General features: G+C 68.7%; 14 protein-coding genes. 12 read left to right on the top strand and 2 right to left on the bottom strand.

The window, feature by feature from the left end:
• The first annotated feature begins 202 nt into the window (after positions 1-202).
• From ACZ6BG_RS06705 to ACZ6BG_RS06665, 9 genes are all read left to right on the top strand, one after another.
• Positions 203-1,171 carry a LysR family transcriptional regulator gene (locus ACZ6BG_RS06705; RefSeq protein ID WP_468997635.1) on the top strand — a complete coding sequence of 323 codons (969 nt, stop codon included), beginning with the start codon at positions 203-205 and terminating at the stop codon, positions 1,169-1,171.
• Positions 1,172-1,527: 356 nt separating this feature from the next.
• Entirely contained in the window at positions 1,528-2,403 is an 876-nt protein-coding gene (locus ACZ6BG_RS06700; protein WP_468997632.1) for a hypothetical protein, read from the top strand.
• 251 nt (positions 2,404-2,654) lie between these two features.
• On the top strand, positions 2,655-4,856 hold the full coding sequence (locus ACZ6BG_RS06695) for a polysaccharide deacetylase family protein (protein ID WP_468998009.1): 2,202 nt from the start codon (positions 2,655-2,657) through the stop codon (positions 4,854-4,856).
• A gap of 173 nt (positions 4,857-5,029) precedes the next feature.
• On the top strand, positions 5,030-5,683 hold the full coding sequence (locus ACZ6BG_RS06690; protein WP_468997629.1) for a hypothetical protein: 654 nt from the start codon (positions 5,030-5,032) through the stop codon (positions 5,681-5,683).
• The gene (locus tag ACZ6BG_RS06685; RefSeq protein WP_468998006.1) at positions 5,680-6,717 is read left to right on the top strand and encodes a hypothetical protein; all 1,038 of its coding nucleotides are present in this window, start codon (positions 5,680-5,682) and stop codon (positions 6,715-6,717) included. Before ACZ6BG_RS06690 ends, ACZ6BG_RS06685 begins: the two co-directional genes overlap by 4 nt.
• A gap of 1,099 nt (positions 6,718-7,816) precedes the next feature.
• Positions 7,817-8,896 carry a hypothetical protein gene (locus ACZ6BG_RS06680; RefSeq protein ID WP_468997627.1) on the top strand — a complete coding sequence of 360 codons (1,080 nt, stop codon included), beginning with the start codon at positions 7,817-7,819 and terminating at the stop codon, positions 8,894-8,896.
• An 88-nt stretch (positions 8,897-8,984) separates the two neighbouring features.
• Entirely contained in the window at positions 8,985-9,827 is an 843-nt protein-coding gene (locus ACZ6BG_RS06675) for a hypothetical protein (protein ID WP_468997625.1), read from the top strand.
• Between the two features lie 30 nt (positions 9,828-9,857).
• On the top strand, positions 9,858-10,124 hold the full coding sequence (locus tag ACZ6BG_RS06670; RefSeq protein ID WP_468997623.1) for a hypothetical protein: 267 nt from the start codon (positions 9,858-9,860) through the stop codon (positions 10,122-10,124).
• Positions 10,125-10,231: 107 nt separating this feature from the next.
• The gene (locus tag ACZ6BG_RS06665) at positions 10,232-10,687 is read left to right on the top strand and encodes a hypothetical protein (RefSeq protein WP_468997621.1); all 456 of its coding nucleotides are present in this window, start codon (positions 10,232-10,234) and stop codon (positions 10,685-10,687) included.
• A 29-nt stretch (positions 10,688-10,716) separates the two neighbouring features.
• Here ACZ6BG_RS06665 and ACZ6BG_RS06660 read toward each other — a convergent pair whose 3' ends face one another.
• Positions 10,717-10,878 carry a hypothetical protein gene (locus tag ACZ6BG_RS06660; protein WP_468997617.1) on the bottom strand — a complete coding sequence of 54 codons (162 nt, stop codon included), beginning with the start codon at positions 10,876-10,878 and terminating at the stop codon, positions 10,717-10,719.
• Between the two features lie 324 nt (positions 10,879-11,202).
• On the opposite strand from ACZ6BG_RS06660, the gene ACZ6BG_RS06655 reads away from it, so the two are divergent.
• The 3 genes from ACZ6BG_RS06655 to ACZ6BG_RS06645 all read left to right on the top strand — a co-directional run bounded on the left by ACZ6BG_RS06655 (position 11,203) and on the right by ACZ6BG_RS06645 (position 14,975).
• Entirely contained in the window at positions 11,203-12,141 is a 939-nt protein-coding gene (locus ACZ6BG_RS06655) for a hypothetical protein (RefSeq protein ID WP_468997613.1), read from the top strand.
• A gap of 175 nt (positions 12,142-12,316) precedes the next feature.
• Entirely contained in the window at positions 12,317-13,696 is a 1,380-nt protein-coding gene (locus tag ACZ6BG_RS06650; protein ID WP_468997610.1) for a nitrate/nitrite transporter, read from the top strand.
• A gap of 139 nt (positions 13,697-13,835) precedes the next feature.
• The gene (locus tag ACZ6BG_RS06645; protein ID WP_468997606.1) at positions 13,836-14,975 is read left to right on the top strand and encodes a uroporphyrinogen-III synthase; all 1,140 of its coding nucleotides are present in this window, start codon (positions 13,836-13,838) and stop codon (positions 14,973-14,975) included.
• Here ACZ6BG_RS06645 and ACZ6BG_RS06640 read toward each other — a convergent pair.
• A complete protein-coding gene (locus tag ACZ6BG_RS06640) occupies positions 14,927-15,427 on the bottom strand; it encodes an anthrone oxygenase family protein (protein ID WP_468998002.1) in 501 nt (166 codons plus the stop codon). The two genes, ACZ6BG_RS06645 and ACZ6BG_RS06640, sit on opposite strands and share 49 nt — an antisense overlap.
• Between the last annotated feature and the right edge of the window lie 168 nt (positions 15,428-15,595).

Genomic DNA, 15,595 nt, shown 5'->3' with positions numbered 1-15,595 from the left:
GCCCGCGTCGGCCTCCGAGCCCGCGCCCGCGTCGGCCTCCGAGCCCGCGCCCGCGTCGGCCTCCGAGCCCGCGCCCGCGTCGGCCTCCGAGCCCGCGCCCGCGTCGGCCTCCGAGCCCGCGTCCGCGTCCGTCTCCGCGCCCGCGCCCACCTCGACCTCCGCCACGCCGGCCGCCTCCCCGTCGCCCGCCGTCCCCCGTGACGTGGACCCCCGCCTCCTGCGCGCCTTCCTCGCCGTGGCGGAGGAGCTGCACTTCACCCGGGCCGCCGCCCGCCTGTACGTGGCCCAGCAGGCCCTGAGCCGGGACGTACGACGGCTCGAACGGGAGCTGGCGGTGGACCTGTTCGCGCGGTCGACGCGGCAGGTGACGCTGACCGCCGACGGCGAGCGGCTGCTGCCGTACGCGGGGCGGGTCCTCGCGGCGCACGACGAGCTGTCGGCCGCCTTCGCGCGCGGCAGCGCGACCGCGGCGCCCCGGCCGCTGCTCGTCGACCTCAACAGCCCCGGCCTCGTCTTCGGCCGGATCCTGGACCGGGCCCGGGAACTGGCGCCGCAGTGCGAGCTGATGGCCCGCTTCGAGAGCGGTCTGACCGGCGCCGCCGCCGAGATCGCGGCGGGACGCCTCGACGCGTCGTTCGGCCGCTTCGCCGGACTGCCCGAGACCGTACGCGCGGGACTCGGCCAACAGCCCGTGCGGTACGAGCCGATGGCGGTGCTGCTCCCCGTCGACCATCCGCTCACGGAGCTCGACGCGGTGCCGCTCGACCGGCTCGCGGGCGAGCGCGTCTACGCGGGCGCGGGCAACGAACGCACCCCGGAGTGGACCGACCTGGCCCGCCGCCTCTTCGACGGCCGCGGCATCGAGGTCGCGCCGCCGGCCCCGCTCGCGGTCGGCCCCGAGGAGTTCGCGCGGATCATGGCGAAGCACCGCAATCCCGTGCTCGCCGTCGTCGGCTTCCCCGAGATGCCCGGCTGTGTGCTGCGGCCGCTCGTCGACCCCGTGCCGCTGTCGCCGGTGTCGCTCGTGTGGCGCCGGGGCCTGCGCCACCCCGGCCTCGACGCGCTGCGCCGTGCCGCGGCCGAACTCGCGGCGGAGGAAGACTGGCTGAACCGACCGGCGGATGGATGGATTCCGGCCGCCGATGCACTCATCATGATGATTCAGGACTGACGTAAAACCACGGTTGGCACTGGCGTGCGCTACATTCGGCTTCCGGGTGCGGTGTGATAAAGGGGGGCGCCTGGGTCGGGTGGGGGCCCGATCCGGACGACGAGTGCCCGGTGAGTCGTACGCGCCCGCATCACGACCCGTGAGGGGTTTGCGTGCGCATGGAGAAGAACGGGCGAGAAGGCGGCTCATCGACGCCGGTGGAAAGCCTTTCGGGGCCTGCGGATGGGCGTCTGGGGCCTGCCGATGGGCTTCTGGAGCTGCCTGGCGGCGGACTGCCGGGGCGGCGGGGTGCGCTGCCGGAGTGGCCGGGCGGACTGGCGAACAGGTCGGGCGGACCGGCGGAGTGGTCGGACGGGGTGCCCGCGCCGACGCACGACCCGAACGAGGTCACCGTCCAGATCGACGGCGTCGGCCGGTGCCTCGCGGGGGAGTACGGCGGCTCGGCGGCCGGTGGCACCCGTGTCATGCAGGGGTTTTCAGACAGCCGGAGCGTGGCTGATACACCGGTGTTCGTCGACGAGACGGGCCGCAGGGGAAGACGGTATCGCCGGGTCGGCGCGGTCGTCGGCCTTCTCTGCGCGGGGTACGCCGTCGTCATGGCCGCCACGCTCGTCTCGGGCAACTCCAGCGCGCCCTGGCTGCCGGTGCCCGACCCCAAGGAAGAGCAGCCCGCGAGCCAGGTCGACACTCCTGAACTACCGACGGAGTCGGCTGCCGGGCCGACGGCGCCCGCCTCCGGCGGTGCCGCGCCGAAGCCGCCTTCCGCATCTGCTTCCACTTCCGCCGATGCGCGGGTCGGTGGGGGCGAGGCGCCGGGAGCGGGCGGCGGGGCGGGGCGCTCCATACCGTCGGCGCGGGGTGGTGACGGGGCAGGCGGGTCCGGGGGGTCCTCGGGGCCGCGTCCCGCGCGCGAAGGCGGCGGGTCCGGCGGTGAGCCCGGGGCGCGTACGGCCGGGAGCGGTGGCGCCATCGGCTCGCCCGCGCCCGGCGGTGACGCCACTCCTCCCGGTACGGTCCCGGACCACGGTCCCGGTCCTGATCCCGGTCCCACCAGGGAGACCGACCCGCCCGTGACCTCGTCCACTCGGACGACGGACAGCGGCGGCGGTGACAGCGGCGCTGAGAGTGGTGGCACCGGGGCGGACTCGGGCGACGACGCGGGGGCCGGGGTGCGGGCCGCGTCCGACGGGCGGGTCCAGGAGGACGCGGCTGTCGAGGGCGTACGATCATGAACTTCCGTTCCGGCGGGCGCGGGCGCGGGCGTGGGTCGGCCGAGGGCGCCGCGATGTCAGCTCCGGCCTCAGCTTCGGCACTGGCTTCCGCTTCCGACTCCGCTTCGGCGCGGGCTTCCGCTTCCGACTCCGCTTCGGTTCCCGCTCCCGCTCCTGCCCCTGGTCCCGCCCCTGGTCCCGCCCCTGGTCCCGGCCCCGCCTCCGCTCCCGGCGAAGGCCGAAGCCCCACACGCCACCGCAGGCGCGGACGCATCACCGCGGGCAGGCGCCCCCGCTCCCGCCCCCGCCTCCCGATGCGCTACCTCCTGCCCGCGCTCCTCCTCGTAGCCCTGAGCGCGATGCTGATGCTGCGCGGCTACGTACACAGCGAGATCCAGGCCGACCACCGGGTGCGGCCGCCCGCGGCCACGGACCAGGTGCCGAAGGAGATCCTGCGGGGCGGCCCGGTCATCGACACGCGCGGCGGCCGGACGCAGTCGTTGAGCGTCCCCGACCACCGCATGGTGCTGACCTTCGACGACGGGCCGGACCCGAAGTGGACCCCCAAGGTCCTCGACGTACTCGCCGAACACGACGCGCACGCCGTCTTCTTCGTCACCGGCACGATGGCCTCGCGCCACCCCGGCCTGGTGCGCCGCATGGTCGACGAGGGCCACGAGGTGGGCCTGCACACCTTCAACCACCCGGACCTGTCGTACCAGTCGAAGGACCGCGTCGACCGGGAGCTCGCCCAGAGCCAACTGGCGCTCGCGGGCGCGGCGGGCATCCGTACGTCCCTGTTCCGGCCGCCGTACTCGTCGTTCGCCGACGCCATGGACAACAACTCCTGGCCGGTCGCCCGGCACATCGGCAGCCGCGGCTACCTCACGGTGGTCACCGACACCGACAGCGAGGACTGGAAGCGCCCCGGCGCCGACGAGATCGTCCGCCGCGTCACGCCCGCCGACGGCAAGGGCGCCGTCGTCCTGATGCACGACTCGGGCGGCGACCGCTCCCAGACCGTCACCGCCCTCGACCGCCTCATCCCCCGGCTCGCCCGGCAGGGCTATGAGTTCACCAACCTCACCGAAGCCCTGGGCGCCGGCACGACCGGCGCGCACGCGCGCGTGGAGGGCTTCGAGCTGTGGCGGGGCAAGACCTGGGTCCTCCTGGTCGGCGCCGCGGAACACACCACCGACGTCCTGGTGATCGGCCTGGCCGTGGTCGGCGTCCTGGTCATCGCCCGCTTCGGCCTGATGCTGCTGCTCTCCGCGGCGCATGCCCGGCGGGTCCGCGGGCGCGACTTCCGCTGGGGCGATGCCCGTGGGGGCGGGGTGGCGGTGACGGAGCCCGTGTCGGTCCTTGTGCCCGCCTACAACGAGGCGAAGTGCATAGAGAACACCGTCCGTTCCCTCATGACGAGCGACCACCCCATCGAGGTCATCGTCATCGACGACGGCTCCACGGACGGCACCGCCCGCACGGTCGAGGGCCTCGGCCTGCCGAACGTCCGCGTCGTACGGCAGCACAACGCGGGCAAGCCCGCCGCCCTCAACCGGGGCCTGGCCAACGCCCGGCACGACCTCGTCGTCATGATGGACGGCGACACGGTCTTCGAGGCGGCCACCGTGCGCGAACTGGTCCAGCCGTTCGCCGACCCGCGCGTGGGCGCCGTCGCGGGCAACGCGAAGGTGGGCAACAGGAACTCCCTCATCGGGGCCTGGCAGCACATCGAGTACGTGATGGGCTTCAACCTCGACCGCCGCATGTACGACGTCCTGCGCTGCATGCCGACCATCCCCGGCGCGGTGGGTGCCTTCCGGCGCACCGCCCTGGAGCGCGTCGGCGGTATGAGCGACGACACGCTCGCCGAGGACACCGACATCACGATGGCGCTGCACCGCGACGGCTGGCGGGTCGTGTACGCGGAGCGGGCGCGCGCGTGGACCGAGGCGCCGGAGACCGTGCGGCAGTTGTGGTCCCAGCGCTACCGCTGGTCGTACGGCACGATGCAGGCCCTCTGGAAGCACCGCCGCGCGCTCGTCGAGTCGGGCCCGTCCGGCCGCTTCGGCCGCGTCGGCCTGCCCCTGGTCTCCTTCTTCATGATCGTCGCCCCCCTCCTGGCACCCCTGATCGACGTCTTCCTCCTCTACGGCTTGGTCTTCGGCCCCACCCGCCAGACCGTCCTCGCCTGGCTCGGCGTCCTCACCCTCCAGGCGGTCTGCGCGGCCTACGCCTTCCGTCTCGACCGCGAACCCCTCACCCACCTCATCTCCCTCCCCCTCCAACAACTCCTCTACCGCCAGCTCATGTACGTCGTCCTCCTCCAGTCCTGGATCACCGCCCTCACCGGCGGCCGCCTGCGCTGGCAGAAGCTGCGCCGCACCGGGGCGGTCGGGGCGGCGCCCCCGGCACACGGGGCTTGGACGGCAAGCCCCCGAACGGCAAGCCCCCGAACCGACACAGGCCGGTAATCATCGCTCGCCGTTGTGCGACTGTTAGGCAACAACGTCCCGCACAGAGCTTCGATATGCCCACATCTGTCCCCGTGCTGGGTAAACCTCACTCTCGCTTCGCGCAGTGCCCGTGGATAGCGTGGGTTCACTCAAGTGAACCCACTGACCCCACGTCCCATCGGGAGCTGACTGTGAACCGCCGACCTGCCTTGCTCGCGGTGGCCGCGCTGACGACTGCCGCGGCTCTGTCGCTCTCCGCCTGCGGTGGCGGAGACGGCGACTCCAAGAGTGACGACAAGATCGAGGGCGCCGGGAACAGCGAGACGAAGTCGCCTTCGCCGAAGGCTTCCGAGGACGCGATCGAACGTCCGGAGATCAAGCTGCCCAAGGGCGTGAAGAACGTCTTCGAGGGCACGGAGACGGGCGACCCCAAGAAGGACGCCGTCCTCGCGGATCACGAACGGGTCATCAACTCCGTTGATGAGGCGATCACGGTCAAGTCGAGAAAGCACCCGGCGCTGAAGTTCTACTCCAAGGGTGACGCGCTCACCAGCGCCGCCACCTACATCCAGTCCTTCTACGACGCGGGTGTGACGTGGACGGGTGAGACGCGGTACTACGACCACGCCGTGACGTTCCTCAAGGACGGCGCCGCGGCGGTCACGTACTGCGGCGACGAGACGAAGTCGTACAGCAAGAACCGCAAGACCGGAGTGGTCAAGAGGACTCCCGGTGACTCGGACGACTACGTCTCGTACAACACCCGGATGGAGAAGAACTCCAAGGGTGTGTGGCAAGCCACCATGGTGACTTCCGAGGAGGGGGCGAAGAAGTGCCAGCCATGAACCGCGGGGCTCTGCGTACCTTGACGATGGCCGGCCTTGCGCTGGCGACTGCGGCGACTTCCACGCTCGCGTACGCGGGTGACAAGACTCCGGGCGGGAGTCGCGGCAGCGTCAAGGGAGACCGACAGGGCAAGACCATCACCGTCGAGACGAGCATCCGCACCAGCGTCAACGGTGATTCGAAGAACGCCAAGACCGGCAAGCTCTCCACGGAGGGCAGCAACTGGACGCCTCCGGCGTGCTGGTACGAGCCTGCCTTCTCGCCCAAGGAGATCGAGCAGCAGGTCAAGAAGCTGCGCTCCTTCGGCGACGGAATTCCCTTCATGGACGGCATCGGCGAAATGTTCGGGGACTTCTACGACTCGTACTACAAGGACGGCGACCCGTACAAGAACTACAACCTTGACAAGCAGGGCAAGGGGATGTTCTGGACCAAGGTCATCAATCCGAACCGCAAGGACGACCCGGAGGCGATGAAGTGCAACAGGCCGCCTTTCTGGGTCGATGACAACGAGACCCCGGCCGAGCCTCTCGCGGTGAATCCCCAGATTCTGGCGGAGTACGCGTACGACGAACTCCCCATACCCGAGACTGAAGTCGCGATGGCGCCCAAGGGCGAGACCAAGGTCAATCTGCCCACTTGGGTCTGGCTCGACAGGGCCAAGTTCAAGGAGATCTCGGTGACGGCGAGCCTGCCCGAAACCAATATCTGGGCCAAGACGACCGCCAAGCCCGTCTCGCTGAAGATCAACCCGGGCACGAAGGACGCCACGACCTACCCTGCCTCCGGCGAATGCCCCATTGTGGACGGCCGGATCGGCGAGCCCTGGGCCAAGGGCAAGTCCAAGAAGACGCCGCCGTGCGGAGTGAAGTACCTGCGCTCTTCCGGCAAGGGATCGTACAAGCTCAATGCCACCGTCACGTGGGAGGTCACGTGGACGAGCAGCACCGGTGAGGGAGACACCCTCCCGGAGGGCGAGTTCGGCGGCAACCAGAACGTCGTCGTCAAGGAGATTCAGTCCATCAACCGTTGATGCCATGAATTCCTGAGCGAACAGCCGCCCCGGCTAAGCGAGCCGGGGCGGCTGTTTTGAGGTAGGGGCACACTGCTCGATAGGGGCGGTACATGGGAGGGGACCTTTGTGCCCGCCGTCGAGTGTGCTGAGGCGAACGGATTCACCATCGGAAGGCCGGCGAGCCCGTTCACAAGAAGCGCTGTCTGTCCTGTGTGGGGACAATGCCCATAGCTAATTGACGAGTGGTGGCCGAGAAGCCCCGGATAGCTCTGCTCGGCCTGTAGGCCTCGTAGGAACAGGCCGAGCGTGTCGACCAAGAGGTCGTGCTTGATGCCCAGGACCTTCTTGTCATCGTCGTACTCGTGCCTGCGGTCCCGCGCTCGGTGACCTGACGGCCCATCGTGTCGGCACTCGGGTCGGTTCTCTCCCCTGACCAGCACGTCCTACTGTGCATCGGACAGATCCGTTGAGTACGCGAGTCGGCACCTGATCATCCCGGCCTCCAGCAGCGTAGTACCGACTTACCTCCCCTGGCCGGTAATCCCGCTGCCTGCGGCTGCCTGCCACTCCACGGCGACGAACCCGACCTGTCCCGTGAGAACTCAACGGAGATGGAGGGCGTGGCGGAGTCGGCCTATTAGTCGGCGCAATCACGACTGCGAAGTAGGGGGCATTGCCCCACAACTCCAACCTGCTGCACAAGGGGGGATGCAGCCATCATCCCGACGTGCATCGAGGGTAGTTGTGGCTGATTCATTGGCCTCTTGGATCAACTACTCTGTTTCGTAGGTCACTTTACTCTGGCGAACCAAGAGCCCCGCGGATAGCGTCAGTTCTCTACTGACGCAGCCCTCGCCCCACTGGGAGCCACCCGTGATTCACCCCATCGCGGCAGCCCGCGCCATGCCACTTGGCGCACGCACTTCTGCGGCCGGTGGTCGACGCCAGTGAGGCAGAGTTCCCACTCATCCAGGCGCCTCCGCCACCCGGCGATGGGCATGCAACGCAGCCCGAGAGGCTGCCCTGACGGCTCGTCGGGGTAGCCGTCGAACCAACGCTCAAACCCGCCATCAGTCACTCGCCAGCAACGGGGATGCACATGACTACCTTTCGAGGGATGAAGAAGGAGAAGGCGCGGCAGTTAGCTGCATCGCTGGATGTTGCGGGCAAAGCTCTCGCTATCCAAGGGCCTCTCGTATCCGGAATCCTCGCCAAGTGGGACGGCGATCAAGGGAATCTCGGCAAGTTTCCGGCCCACTCCTCGTGGTCCCAAGATCAAGCGAAGGATATCCGGCGACGCCTTGGCATCCTGGACTCGGACCCCAAGGCCGAGCTGATGTTTATCGGCCTTACGGGCGTCCTCAAGACCTGGCAGGATGCAAGAGAGGAAAAGGGTGAAGTCGGTGATCTTATCGAAGATTTTAAAGAGGATGTCGAAAAGTATAAGGAGATGGGAAAGAATCTAGCGGCCCCTTTTCGAATCACCAAGGTGCTTTCAGGGGCTGAAGCGTCCTTGCAACTTTTTAAGCGGTGGCAGCAAGGACAGAATGTCAAGGGGGCGCAGGCCGTCCTTGAGCTGAACAGATACTTTGGCATCACGGGCGATCGGCTCAAGCTCAAGAATATTGCCTACATGCGAGAGCTTCTTAAGCTCAATAGTATTGAGCGGCTGTATCAAGAACCATGGAAATGGCAGCAGACGCTACGTACATTCATTACCACAAAGCTGAAGATCCCGCTGGGTACAAAACTTCTTAACCAGGCTCCAGGCCTCAGCTTCTTGGATAAAGTAAGTCTGCCCCTTGCTGTTGCGCACGGTGGGAGAGAGTTATTTATTCCGGACCACAAAGGCGTCTTGGGGGGCTTTGATCGTGGCATGGGCGCCCTAGAGGTCGGAGGAGCCGCGACTGTTATGTGGGGCGGTTCTGCCGCGACCTACCTGAGTGTCAGCGCGGGTGTGGCCACGGCTATACCCGTAGTCGGCTGGACGGCTCTCGGCGTAGCAGGGGTCTACTTTCTCGGCACCTGGGCCTACGACAACAGGGAATCCATCAAAAGGCACGCCAAGGGGGCTTGGCGTGCGACGACCAAGGCGACGGGGAATGTTATAGAAAAGGGGAAGGAAGTTGCGGGAGATGCTAAACGGGCTGTAACGAATCTCCTGCCTAGTCGCACAAAGAAGTTCGGGTTCTGGTGACTCTAACCTCGAGACCCACACCAAGAATCCGTGAGAGCTGCACCGGCCGCTGGCGCGTGGTCAATGGGCTGAATTCAAGGAGGAAAATATGGCGCAACATGAACTTGATATCGAGCTGGAAAGGTTCCGCGAATTCCTCGGCGAAGCCCTGGCTGAGGGAGGAAGTCAGTCCCTCATTCAGCTTACGGATGAGGAGTTGGCGGTATTGGATCCAAGTGCACTGGAGGAGGTTGTGGCGCCCGCGCCACACCTGGCTACCTTGAATTCTGAGCAGCGCGAGTGGGTGCTCGCGACGGCTGTTCGCTCACTCGTTTCCCGGGGTGTGATGAACATCGCCAACATCCCTGAGCTTGACGCACTCATGCGCTCCGAGGGGAAATTCAAGAATGGGGGTACGGCCGATCTTGACATGAGAGTCACTCCTGAAGTTGACCTGGCGCTGGTTCTGCGGCGTACGGCAGCCAGGGCCCTTGCTGTTGAGCAGCAGTCGTCTAGGGGGAGTGTCCATGGGTTCGTCTATGTTCATTCGCCGGAACTCATGCTCATCGAGCAGGTGACCGGTGGAGGCATGCACATCTTCACGCTCGCCAACTCGGCTGGCGACGCGGCGGACTTGATGCAGGCGCTGGTGGATCCGTTCGGCGTCGCAGACCGAGACGGCAAGGAGCAGCAGCTCGATCCGACGGCCCTGGCGAGCGACCAGGTCGACGGCCCTCTGGCCGAGGCGATCAACAACGCCTTGGTGGTGAGCCAGTTGATCGTGCTCGCGGATCAACCCGGACCCTTGGTTACCGCGTACGCAACCGAGGATGCTGTATGGACCGTTAGTGTCGACAAGCCTCAGGCGCCCACCGGAATTCAGGCACGGGAAGTCGGCGAGCGCACCCTCAACTCAGAGATTGTTCGCCTGATCGCGGCGCCAGTGCTGTAGGAGATCGAGTCATGGGTAAGGGGGTCGAAGATGAGTGAGCGTGTCGAAGAGTGCAGAAGGGATTTGGTCAACCTCAAGCGATTTGCTGACGAGATTGACCGGACGCTGGATGCCGTCGATGCGGCCTCAGGGCATGAGGCATGGAAAGGGCCGGCTGCCGATCACTTCCGTGAAGAGTGGAAGCATAAGCGAAAAAAGCTTCACGATGCTCTGGATGCTGCGCGTGGACAGCGTGCGAAGATCCTTCAGCGGATCCAGGAGGAAGAGGATAAGAAGAAGCAAGGTCGGCACAAGTAGGTGACCTTGGTTGGCAGGCATCGGTGGTATGGCCTCATTCGATATCGAGAAGCCGCAGTGAATTTCTACCGACGCGACACTTCCCACTTGGGTCGAATTGAGGCCTCATGACTGACAAGAGTTCGGCAGTATACGAAGAGTACTTCATGCGCACTCCGCTTCAACTGCTTGCTGGCGTAGGTTGGAAGCGGCTGACGGCTTTTCGAGTCGATAACAGAGGAGTACTGCTTGGTGGCGGTATCGCTCAGTACGAGAAGCACACTGCCTCTGTGCCCTGGGAAGACATCACGGCCCTAGTCGTGTGGCGGCTGCGCACAACCGGCCAGGGGCTCAACTACATTGGCGTCCGCCGCCGCCCCGGCGCCCCCGGTCTTCCGGGGCCGAACAGCAAGATGACACCGCTACAGGCCGAGCGCGTTGCTCCTCACGTCGAGTACGAGCTCCTTCTCGCGAGCCGTCCCATCAGCTGGTGGCGGCTTCGGCCTGAAGAGCTCATGGTCGCAACAGACACATTTGCGCCCAATGTTCCCGTTCTCATGTACGAGCAGCGCTTCCCGAAATGACATTCGGGGCGGTCCTGTTTCGGCGACAGCTAAGAACTCACGGCTTGCGTCGAAGCCACTGGCCCGGTGTCCGGCGCGGTGGTGGTGGGCTTGTCGGAGTCGGGAGGGTGCTGCTGGGCCAGGTTGAAGAGGTAGGCGCGCTCGTCGGAGGGCAGGCGCAGGCGCAGGGCGTCGGCCAGTGCCCGCACCACCTGCGCTGAGGGGCGCGGTCCGCGGCCTTGTTCCAGCACGCCGGGTTCGCGAGGAACGCGGCCAGCTCCTGGGTCGTGTCCAGGGCGGGGGCGTGTCCAGGGCGCGGGTCGTGCCCAGTGAGCGGGGCGCGCCCAGGGCGCGGGGCGTCACGGCCCGTCCAACGGCAGGGAAGGAATCGGCCTTCCCGGAAGCCCCCGCCGGGGAGACCACGCGGGCCCGGCCGCGAGAATCATCGGCACCCGCCCTCCGCCCCCGCGCGATGTGACGCAGTCGTTCGGATTACGGATGTGGCGCTCGCCCCCCGGCGATTAGGCTCACGCGCTATGACGCAGCCTCCCGGCCAGCCGCCCCAGGATGGATTCGGCGCCCCGCAGTCCCAGCCGAACCAGCCCCAGCCGCCCTTCCCCGGCCAGCCGCCGGCCGCCCCGCCGCAGCCCCCGGCGCCGCAGCCCGGCTACGGCTATCCGCAGCAGCCCCCGGCCCCGCACGGAGCCCCGCCTCCGGGACCGTACGGCCAGCCGCAAGGCCAGGCCCCGTACGGTCAGCCCCAGGACCCGTACGGGAACCCCCAGGGCCAGACCCAGGCCATGCCCCCGTACGGCCAGCAGCCCCCTTACGGGCAGCCCCAGTTCGGCGCCTACCCGCCGCCGCCCCCGGGCGGCGGTGACACGAAGAAGCGGAACACGATCATCGCGGTGGCCGTGGCCGCCGTCCTCGTCATCGGCGGTGGCGCCTTCTTCCTCGTCAGCAGCGGTGACGACAAGGACGACAAGGACAAGAAGCCGCAGGCCGACAAGAGCGCGTCCGGCGACGTGACGCCGGGTGCGCCCGCCGAGCCCTCCGAGGACGCCACCACGGACGCGCCCTCGCTGCCGTCCACCGAACCCACCACCGGGATACCCAGCACCCCGGGCGGCGGCGGCATCGGCGGCGATGACGACGACGGGCCCGCGCCCGCCACCGGGTACAAGGGGCAGTGGCAGAACGAGAAGCTCAAGACCCTCACCATCGCCGACAAGCAGACCACCGGCCAGGCCGCGGGCAAGCACATCGTGTCCTACCTCGACCCCGGCGGCGACGGTATGTGCACCGGCCTCGGGCAGGACCGCGCCGGTGGCAAGTTCCGGCTCGCCCTGAAGTGCGGCAGCGGGACCAACGAGAAGTTCATCGGCGCCGACCTGTCCCGCTCCGGCGACTCCGTCGTCATGGACTGGGACAAGGGCGGCTCCGACACCCTCAAGTGGGCCGGGGGCCTGGACTGACTGACCCAGGGACTGCCCCCAGGCCAAGCCCAACGCCAAACCCAAGGCCAAGCCCTCACCCCCCACCCCACCCCACCGTGAGTCCGAAGTTCCCCGCCGGTCACCCACCGGCACAGCGCTGAAACGAGCCCTCCCTACCTTCGGGATCATCAGCCGCTTGCCGGGGAGGCGTGGGATGAGTACCGAGGGCGTCAGGACACGGAAACACAGGCAGTCGTGGATTTCGCGGTGGGATCCCGAGGACGGGGAGTTCTGGGAGCGGGAAGGGGCCCGCGTGGCCCGGCGCAACCTCGTCTTCTCGATCCTGTCCGAACACATCGGGTTCTCCGTCTGGACCCTGTGGTCGGTCATGGTCCTGTTCATGGGGCCGGAGTACGGGATCGACCCGGCCGGGAAGTTCTTCCTGGTGTCGATGGCCACCCTCGTGGGGGCCGTCGTCCGGGTCCCGTACACCTTCGCCGTCGCCCGCTTCGGCGGGCGCAACTGGACGATCGTCGCCGCCTCGATGCTCCTGGCGCCCACCGTCGCGGCCTTCGTCGTCATGGAGCCGGGCACCTCGTACGCGACGTTCATGGTGTGCGCGCTGCTCACCGGCGTCGGCGGCGGCAACTTCGCCTCCTCCATGACCAACATCAACTCCTTCTTCCCGCTGCGGAAGAAGGGGTGGGCGCTCGGCCTCAACGCCGGGGGCGGCAACATCGGCGTCCCCGTCATGCAGCTCATGGCACTCGCCGTCATCGGCGCCAGCGGCGGGCCCCGCGTGCTCCTCGGGATCTACATCCCGCTCGTCGTCGTCTCCGCCGTCTGTGCCGCGCTCTTCATGGACAACATCGCGGCCGTGAAGAACGACACCGGGGCCGCGCGTGAGGCTCTGCGCGACCCGCACACCTGGATCATGTCCCTGCTGTACGTGGGGACGTTCGGGTCGTTCATCGGGTACAGCTTCGCCTTCGGGCTCGTCCTCCAGACGCAGTTCGGGCGCACGCCGCTCGAAGCCGCCCAGATCACCTTCCTCGGGCCGCTGCTCGGCTCGCTGATCCGGCCCGTCGGCGGACGGCTCGCCGACCGGTTCGGCGGGGCCCGCATCACGCTGTGGAACTTCGTCGGGATGGCGGCGGCGACGGGTGTCGTCGTGATCGCGTCCATGCGGGAGTCGCTCGCGCTGTTCACCGGCGCGTTCGTGGTCCTCTTCGTGCTCAGCGGGCTCGGCAACGGCTCCACGTACAAGATGATCCCGGGGATCTTCCACGCCAAGGCGGTCCGCGCGGGGCTCGCGGGGGAGGAGGCCGCGCGCTACGGGCGGCGGCTCTCCGGGGCCTCCATGGGGCTCATCGGTGCCGTCGGCGCGCTCGGCGGCCTCGGGATCAACCTCGCCTTCCGGCAGTCCTTCCAGACGGCGGGCACGGGCACGGGCGCCTTCGTCGCCTTCCTCGGCTGTTACGCGGCCTGCTTCGCCGTCACCTGGGCCGTATACCTTCGCCGCCCGGCCGCGCCGGCCGCCGCGTCCGCGCCCACGGCGGGGAGCGAGCCGCAGCGCGTGTACGCCGAGGTGTGAGACGTACACCGGGCTTCGACGAGTCGCAGGTCACGTACGCCGAGAAGCGACGTAACACGGCGGACATCGGCGTGATCCGCGACCGTCACCCGGCGTTGGCAGGCTCGGGGACCCGGACAGCGCAGAAGGGAGGCGAGTGATGGACACCGGTCAGCGGCACGGGCCCCTCTCCGGGTTCACCGTCGGCGTCACCGCCGCCCGCCGCGCCGACGAGCTGGGCGCGCTGCTCCAGCGGCGCGGCGCCACCGTCCTGCACGCCCCCGCCCTGCGCATCGTGCCGCTCGCGGACGACAGCGAACTCCTCGCCGCCACCAAGGAGCTGATCGACCTCGCCCCGGACGTGGTGGTCGCCACCACCGCCATCGGGTTCCGCGGCTGGGTCGAGGCCGCCGACGGGTGGGGGCACGGGGAGGCGCTGCTCGCCCGGCTGCGGGGGGTCGAACTGCTCGCCCGGGGGCCGAAGGTGAAGGGCGCCGTGCGGGCCGCGGGGCTCACCGAGCACTGGTCGCCGTCGTCGGAGTCCATGGCCGAGGTGCTCGACCGGCTGCTCGGGGAGGGTGTCGAAGGGCGGCGGATCGCCCTGCAACTGCACGGGGAGCCGCTGCCCGGTTTCGTGGAGGCCCTGCGCGCGGGCGGCGCCGACGTCGTCCTCGTCCCCGTCTACCGCTGGCTGCCGCCCGCCGACCTCACCCCGGTCGACCGGCTCCTCGACGCCGCCGTGAGCCGCGGCCTCGACGCGCTGACGTTCACGTCCGCGCCCGCCGCCGCCTCGCTGTTCGCGCGGGCCGAGGAACGGGGGATGGCGGCCGAGCTGACCGCCGCGCTCCGCCACGACGTGCTGCCCGCCTGCGTCGGCCCGGTCACCGCGCTGCCGCTGCAGACCAGGGGCCTGGACACCGTGCAGCCCGAACGCTTCCGGCTCGGCCCCCTCGTCCAACTGCTGTGCCAGGAGCTGCCGGGCCGGGCCCGGTCGCTGCCGATCGCCGGGCACCGGGTGGAGATCCGGGGGCACGCGGTGCTCGTCGACGGGGAGCTGCGGGCCGTGCCGCCCGCCGGGATGGCGCTTCTGCGGGCCCTTGTGCGGCGGCCCGGCTGGGTCGTGGCGCGCGCCGAACTCCTGCGCGCGCTGCCGGGCGCGGGCCGCGACGAGCACGCCGTCGAGACGGCGATGGCCCGGCTGCGGACGGCACTCGGCGCGCCGAAGCTCATCCAGACCGTCGTCAAGCGCGGTTACCGGCTGGCGCTCGACCCGGCGGTGGGGTCCAAGTACGCGGACTGAGCCGCGCCCGCGCCGTCCCGGCGGAACACCATGAGCGCCCGCACGAGGAGCCCGAGGGCCAGGGTGCTCAGGAGTGCCCGCACCACGTTCCACGCCACCCACGTGTCCTCGAAGTCCGCCCGCACCGCGGCCGGATCGGCGATCTTCGCGGGGTCGCCCGCGTCCGCGAGCTCGTTGTTCAGGGGCACGTTCACCGTGACCGTCAGGACGAACGTGAGGAAGTACGCGAGCAGCGCCGCGAGCACCCACCAGCGCACCGGAGCGCGCCGCAGCATCCAGCCCGCCACCGCCGTGAGCAGCAGCGCGCCCATGAAGCTCGCGAGGAACACCGCGTTCTCGAACGCCGCGTTGATGTCCTGCATGACCTCGATGTACGCACGGTCCGAGCTGCGCGCGAGGCCCGGCATCACGCCGCACGCGAAGATGTAGAAGGTCCCCGCTATCAGGCCCATGGCCACGGTCGCGGCGCCGAGGACGAGCCCGGTGCCGCGGCCCTCGCGTGCCGCCGTCGTGTTGCGTGCTGTCGTCACGTTCTCGCTCATGCAACGAGTCAACCGTGCGGTGCGGGCACGGACCATGGTTCAGAAGCGCGGCGGCATACGCGGGCGTCTGCGCGGCAC

Source organism: Streptomyces sp. NPDC041205, assembly GCF_055591765.1.
This window is presented reverse-complemented; position numbering and strand designations above follow the sequence as displayed.

Bases quoted from the DNA above. Each gene is read 5' to 3' on its own strand.
- ACZ6BG_RS06680 (WP_468997627.1), top strand. From the start codon at position 7,817: ATGAAGAAGGAGAAGGCGCGGCAGTTAGCTGCATCGCTGGATGTTGCG.
- ACZ6BG_RS06665 (WP_468997621.1), top strand. From the start codon at position 10,232: ATGACTGACAAGAGTTCGGCAGTATACGAAGAGTACTTCATGCGCACT.
- ACZ6BG_RS06645 (WP_468997606.1), top strand. From the start codon at position 13,836: ATGGACACCGGTCAGCGGCACGGGCCCCTCTCCGGGTTCACCGTCGGC.
- ACZ6BG_RS06640 (WP_468998002.1), bottom strand. From the start codon at position 15,427: ATGGGCCTGATAGCGGGGACCTTCTACATCTTCGCGTGCGGCGTGATG.
- ACZ6BG_RS06650 (WP_468997610.1), top strand. From the start codon at position 12,317: ATGAGTACCGAGGGCGTCAGGACACGGAAACACAGGCAGTCGTGGATT.
- ACZ6BG_RS06655 (WP_468997613.1), top strand. From the start codon at position 11,203: ATGACGCAGCCTCCCGGCCAGCCGCCCCAGGATGGATTCGGCGCCCCG.
- ACZ6BG_RS06670 (WP_468997623.1), top strand. From the start codon at position 9,858: ATGAGTGAGCGTGTCGAAGAGTGCAGAAGGGATTTGGTCAACCTCAAG.
- ACZ6BG_RS06675 (WP_468997625.1), top strand. From the start codon at position 8,985: ATGGCGCAACATGAACTTGATATCGAGCTGGAAAGGTTCCGCGAATTC.
- ACZ6BG_RS06685 (WP_468998006.1), top strand. From the start codon at position 5,680: ATGAACCGCGGGGCTCTGCGTACCTTGACGATGGCCGGCCTTGCGCTG.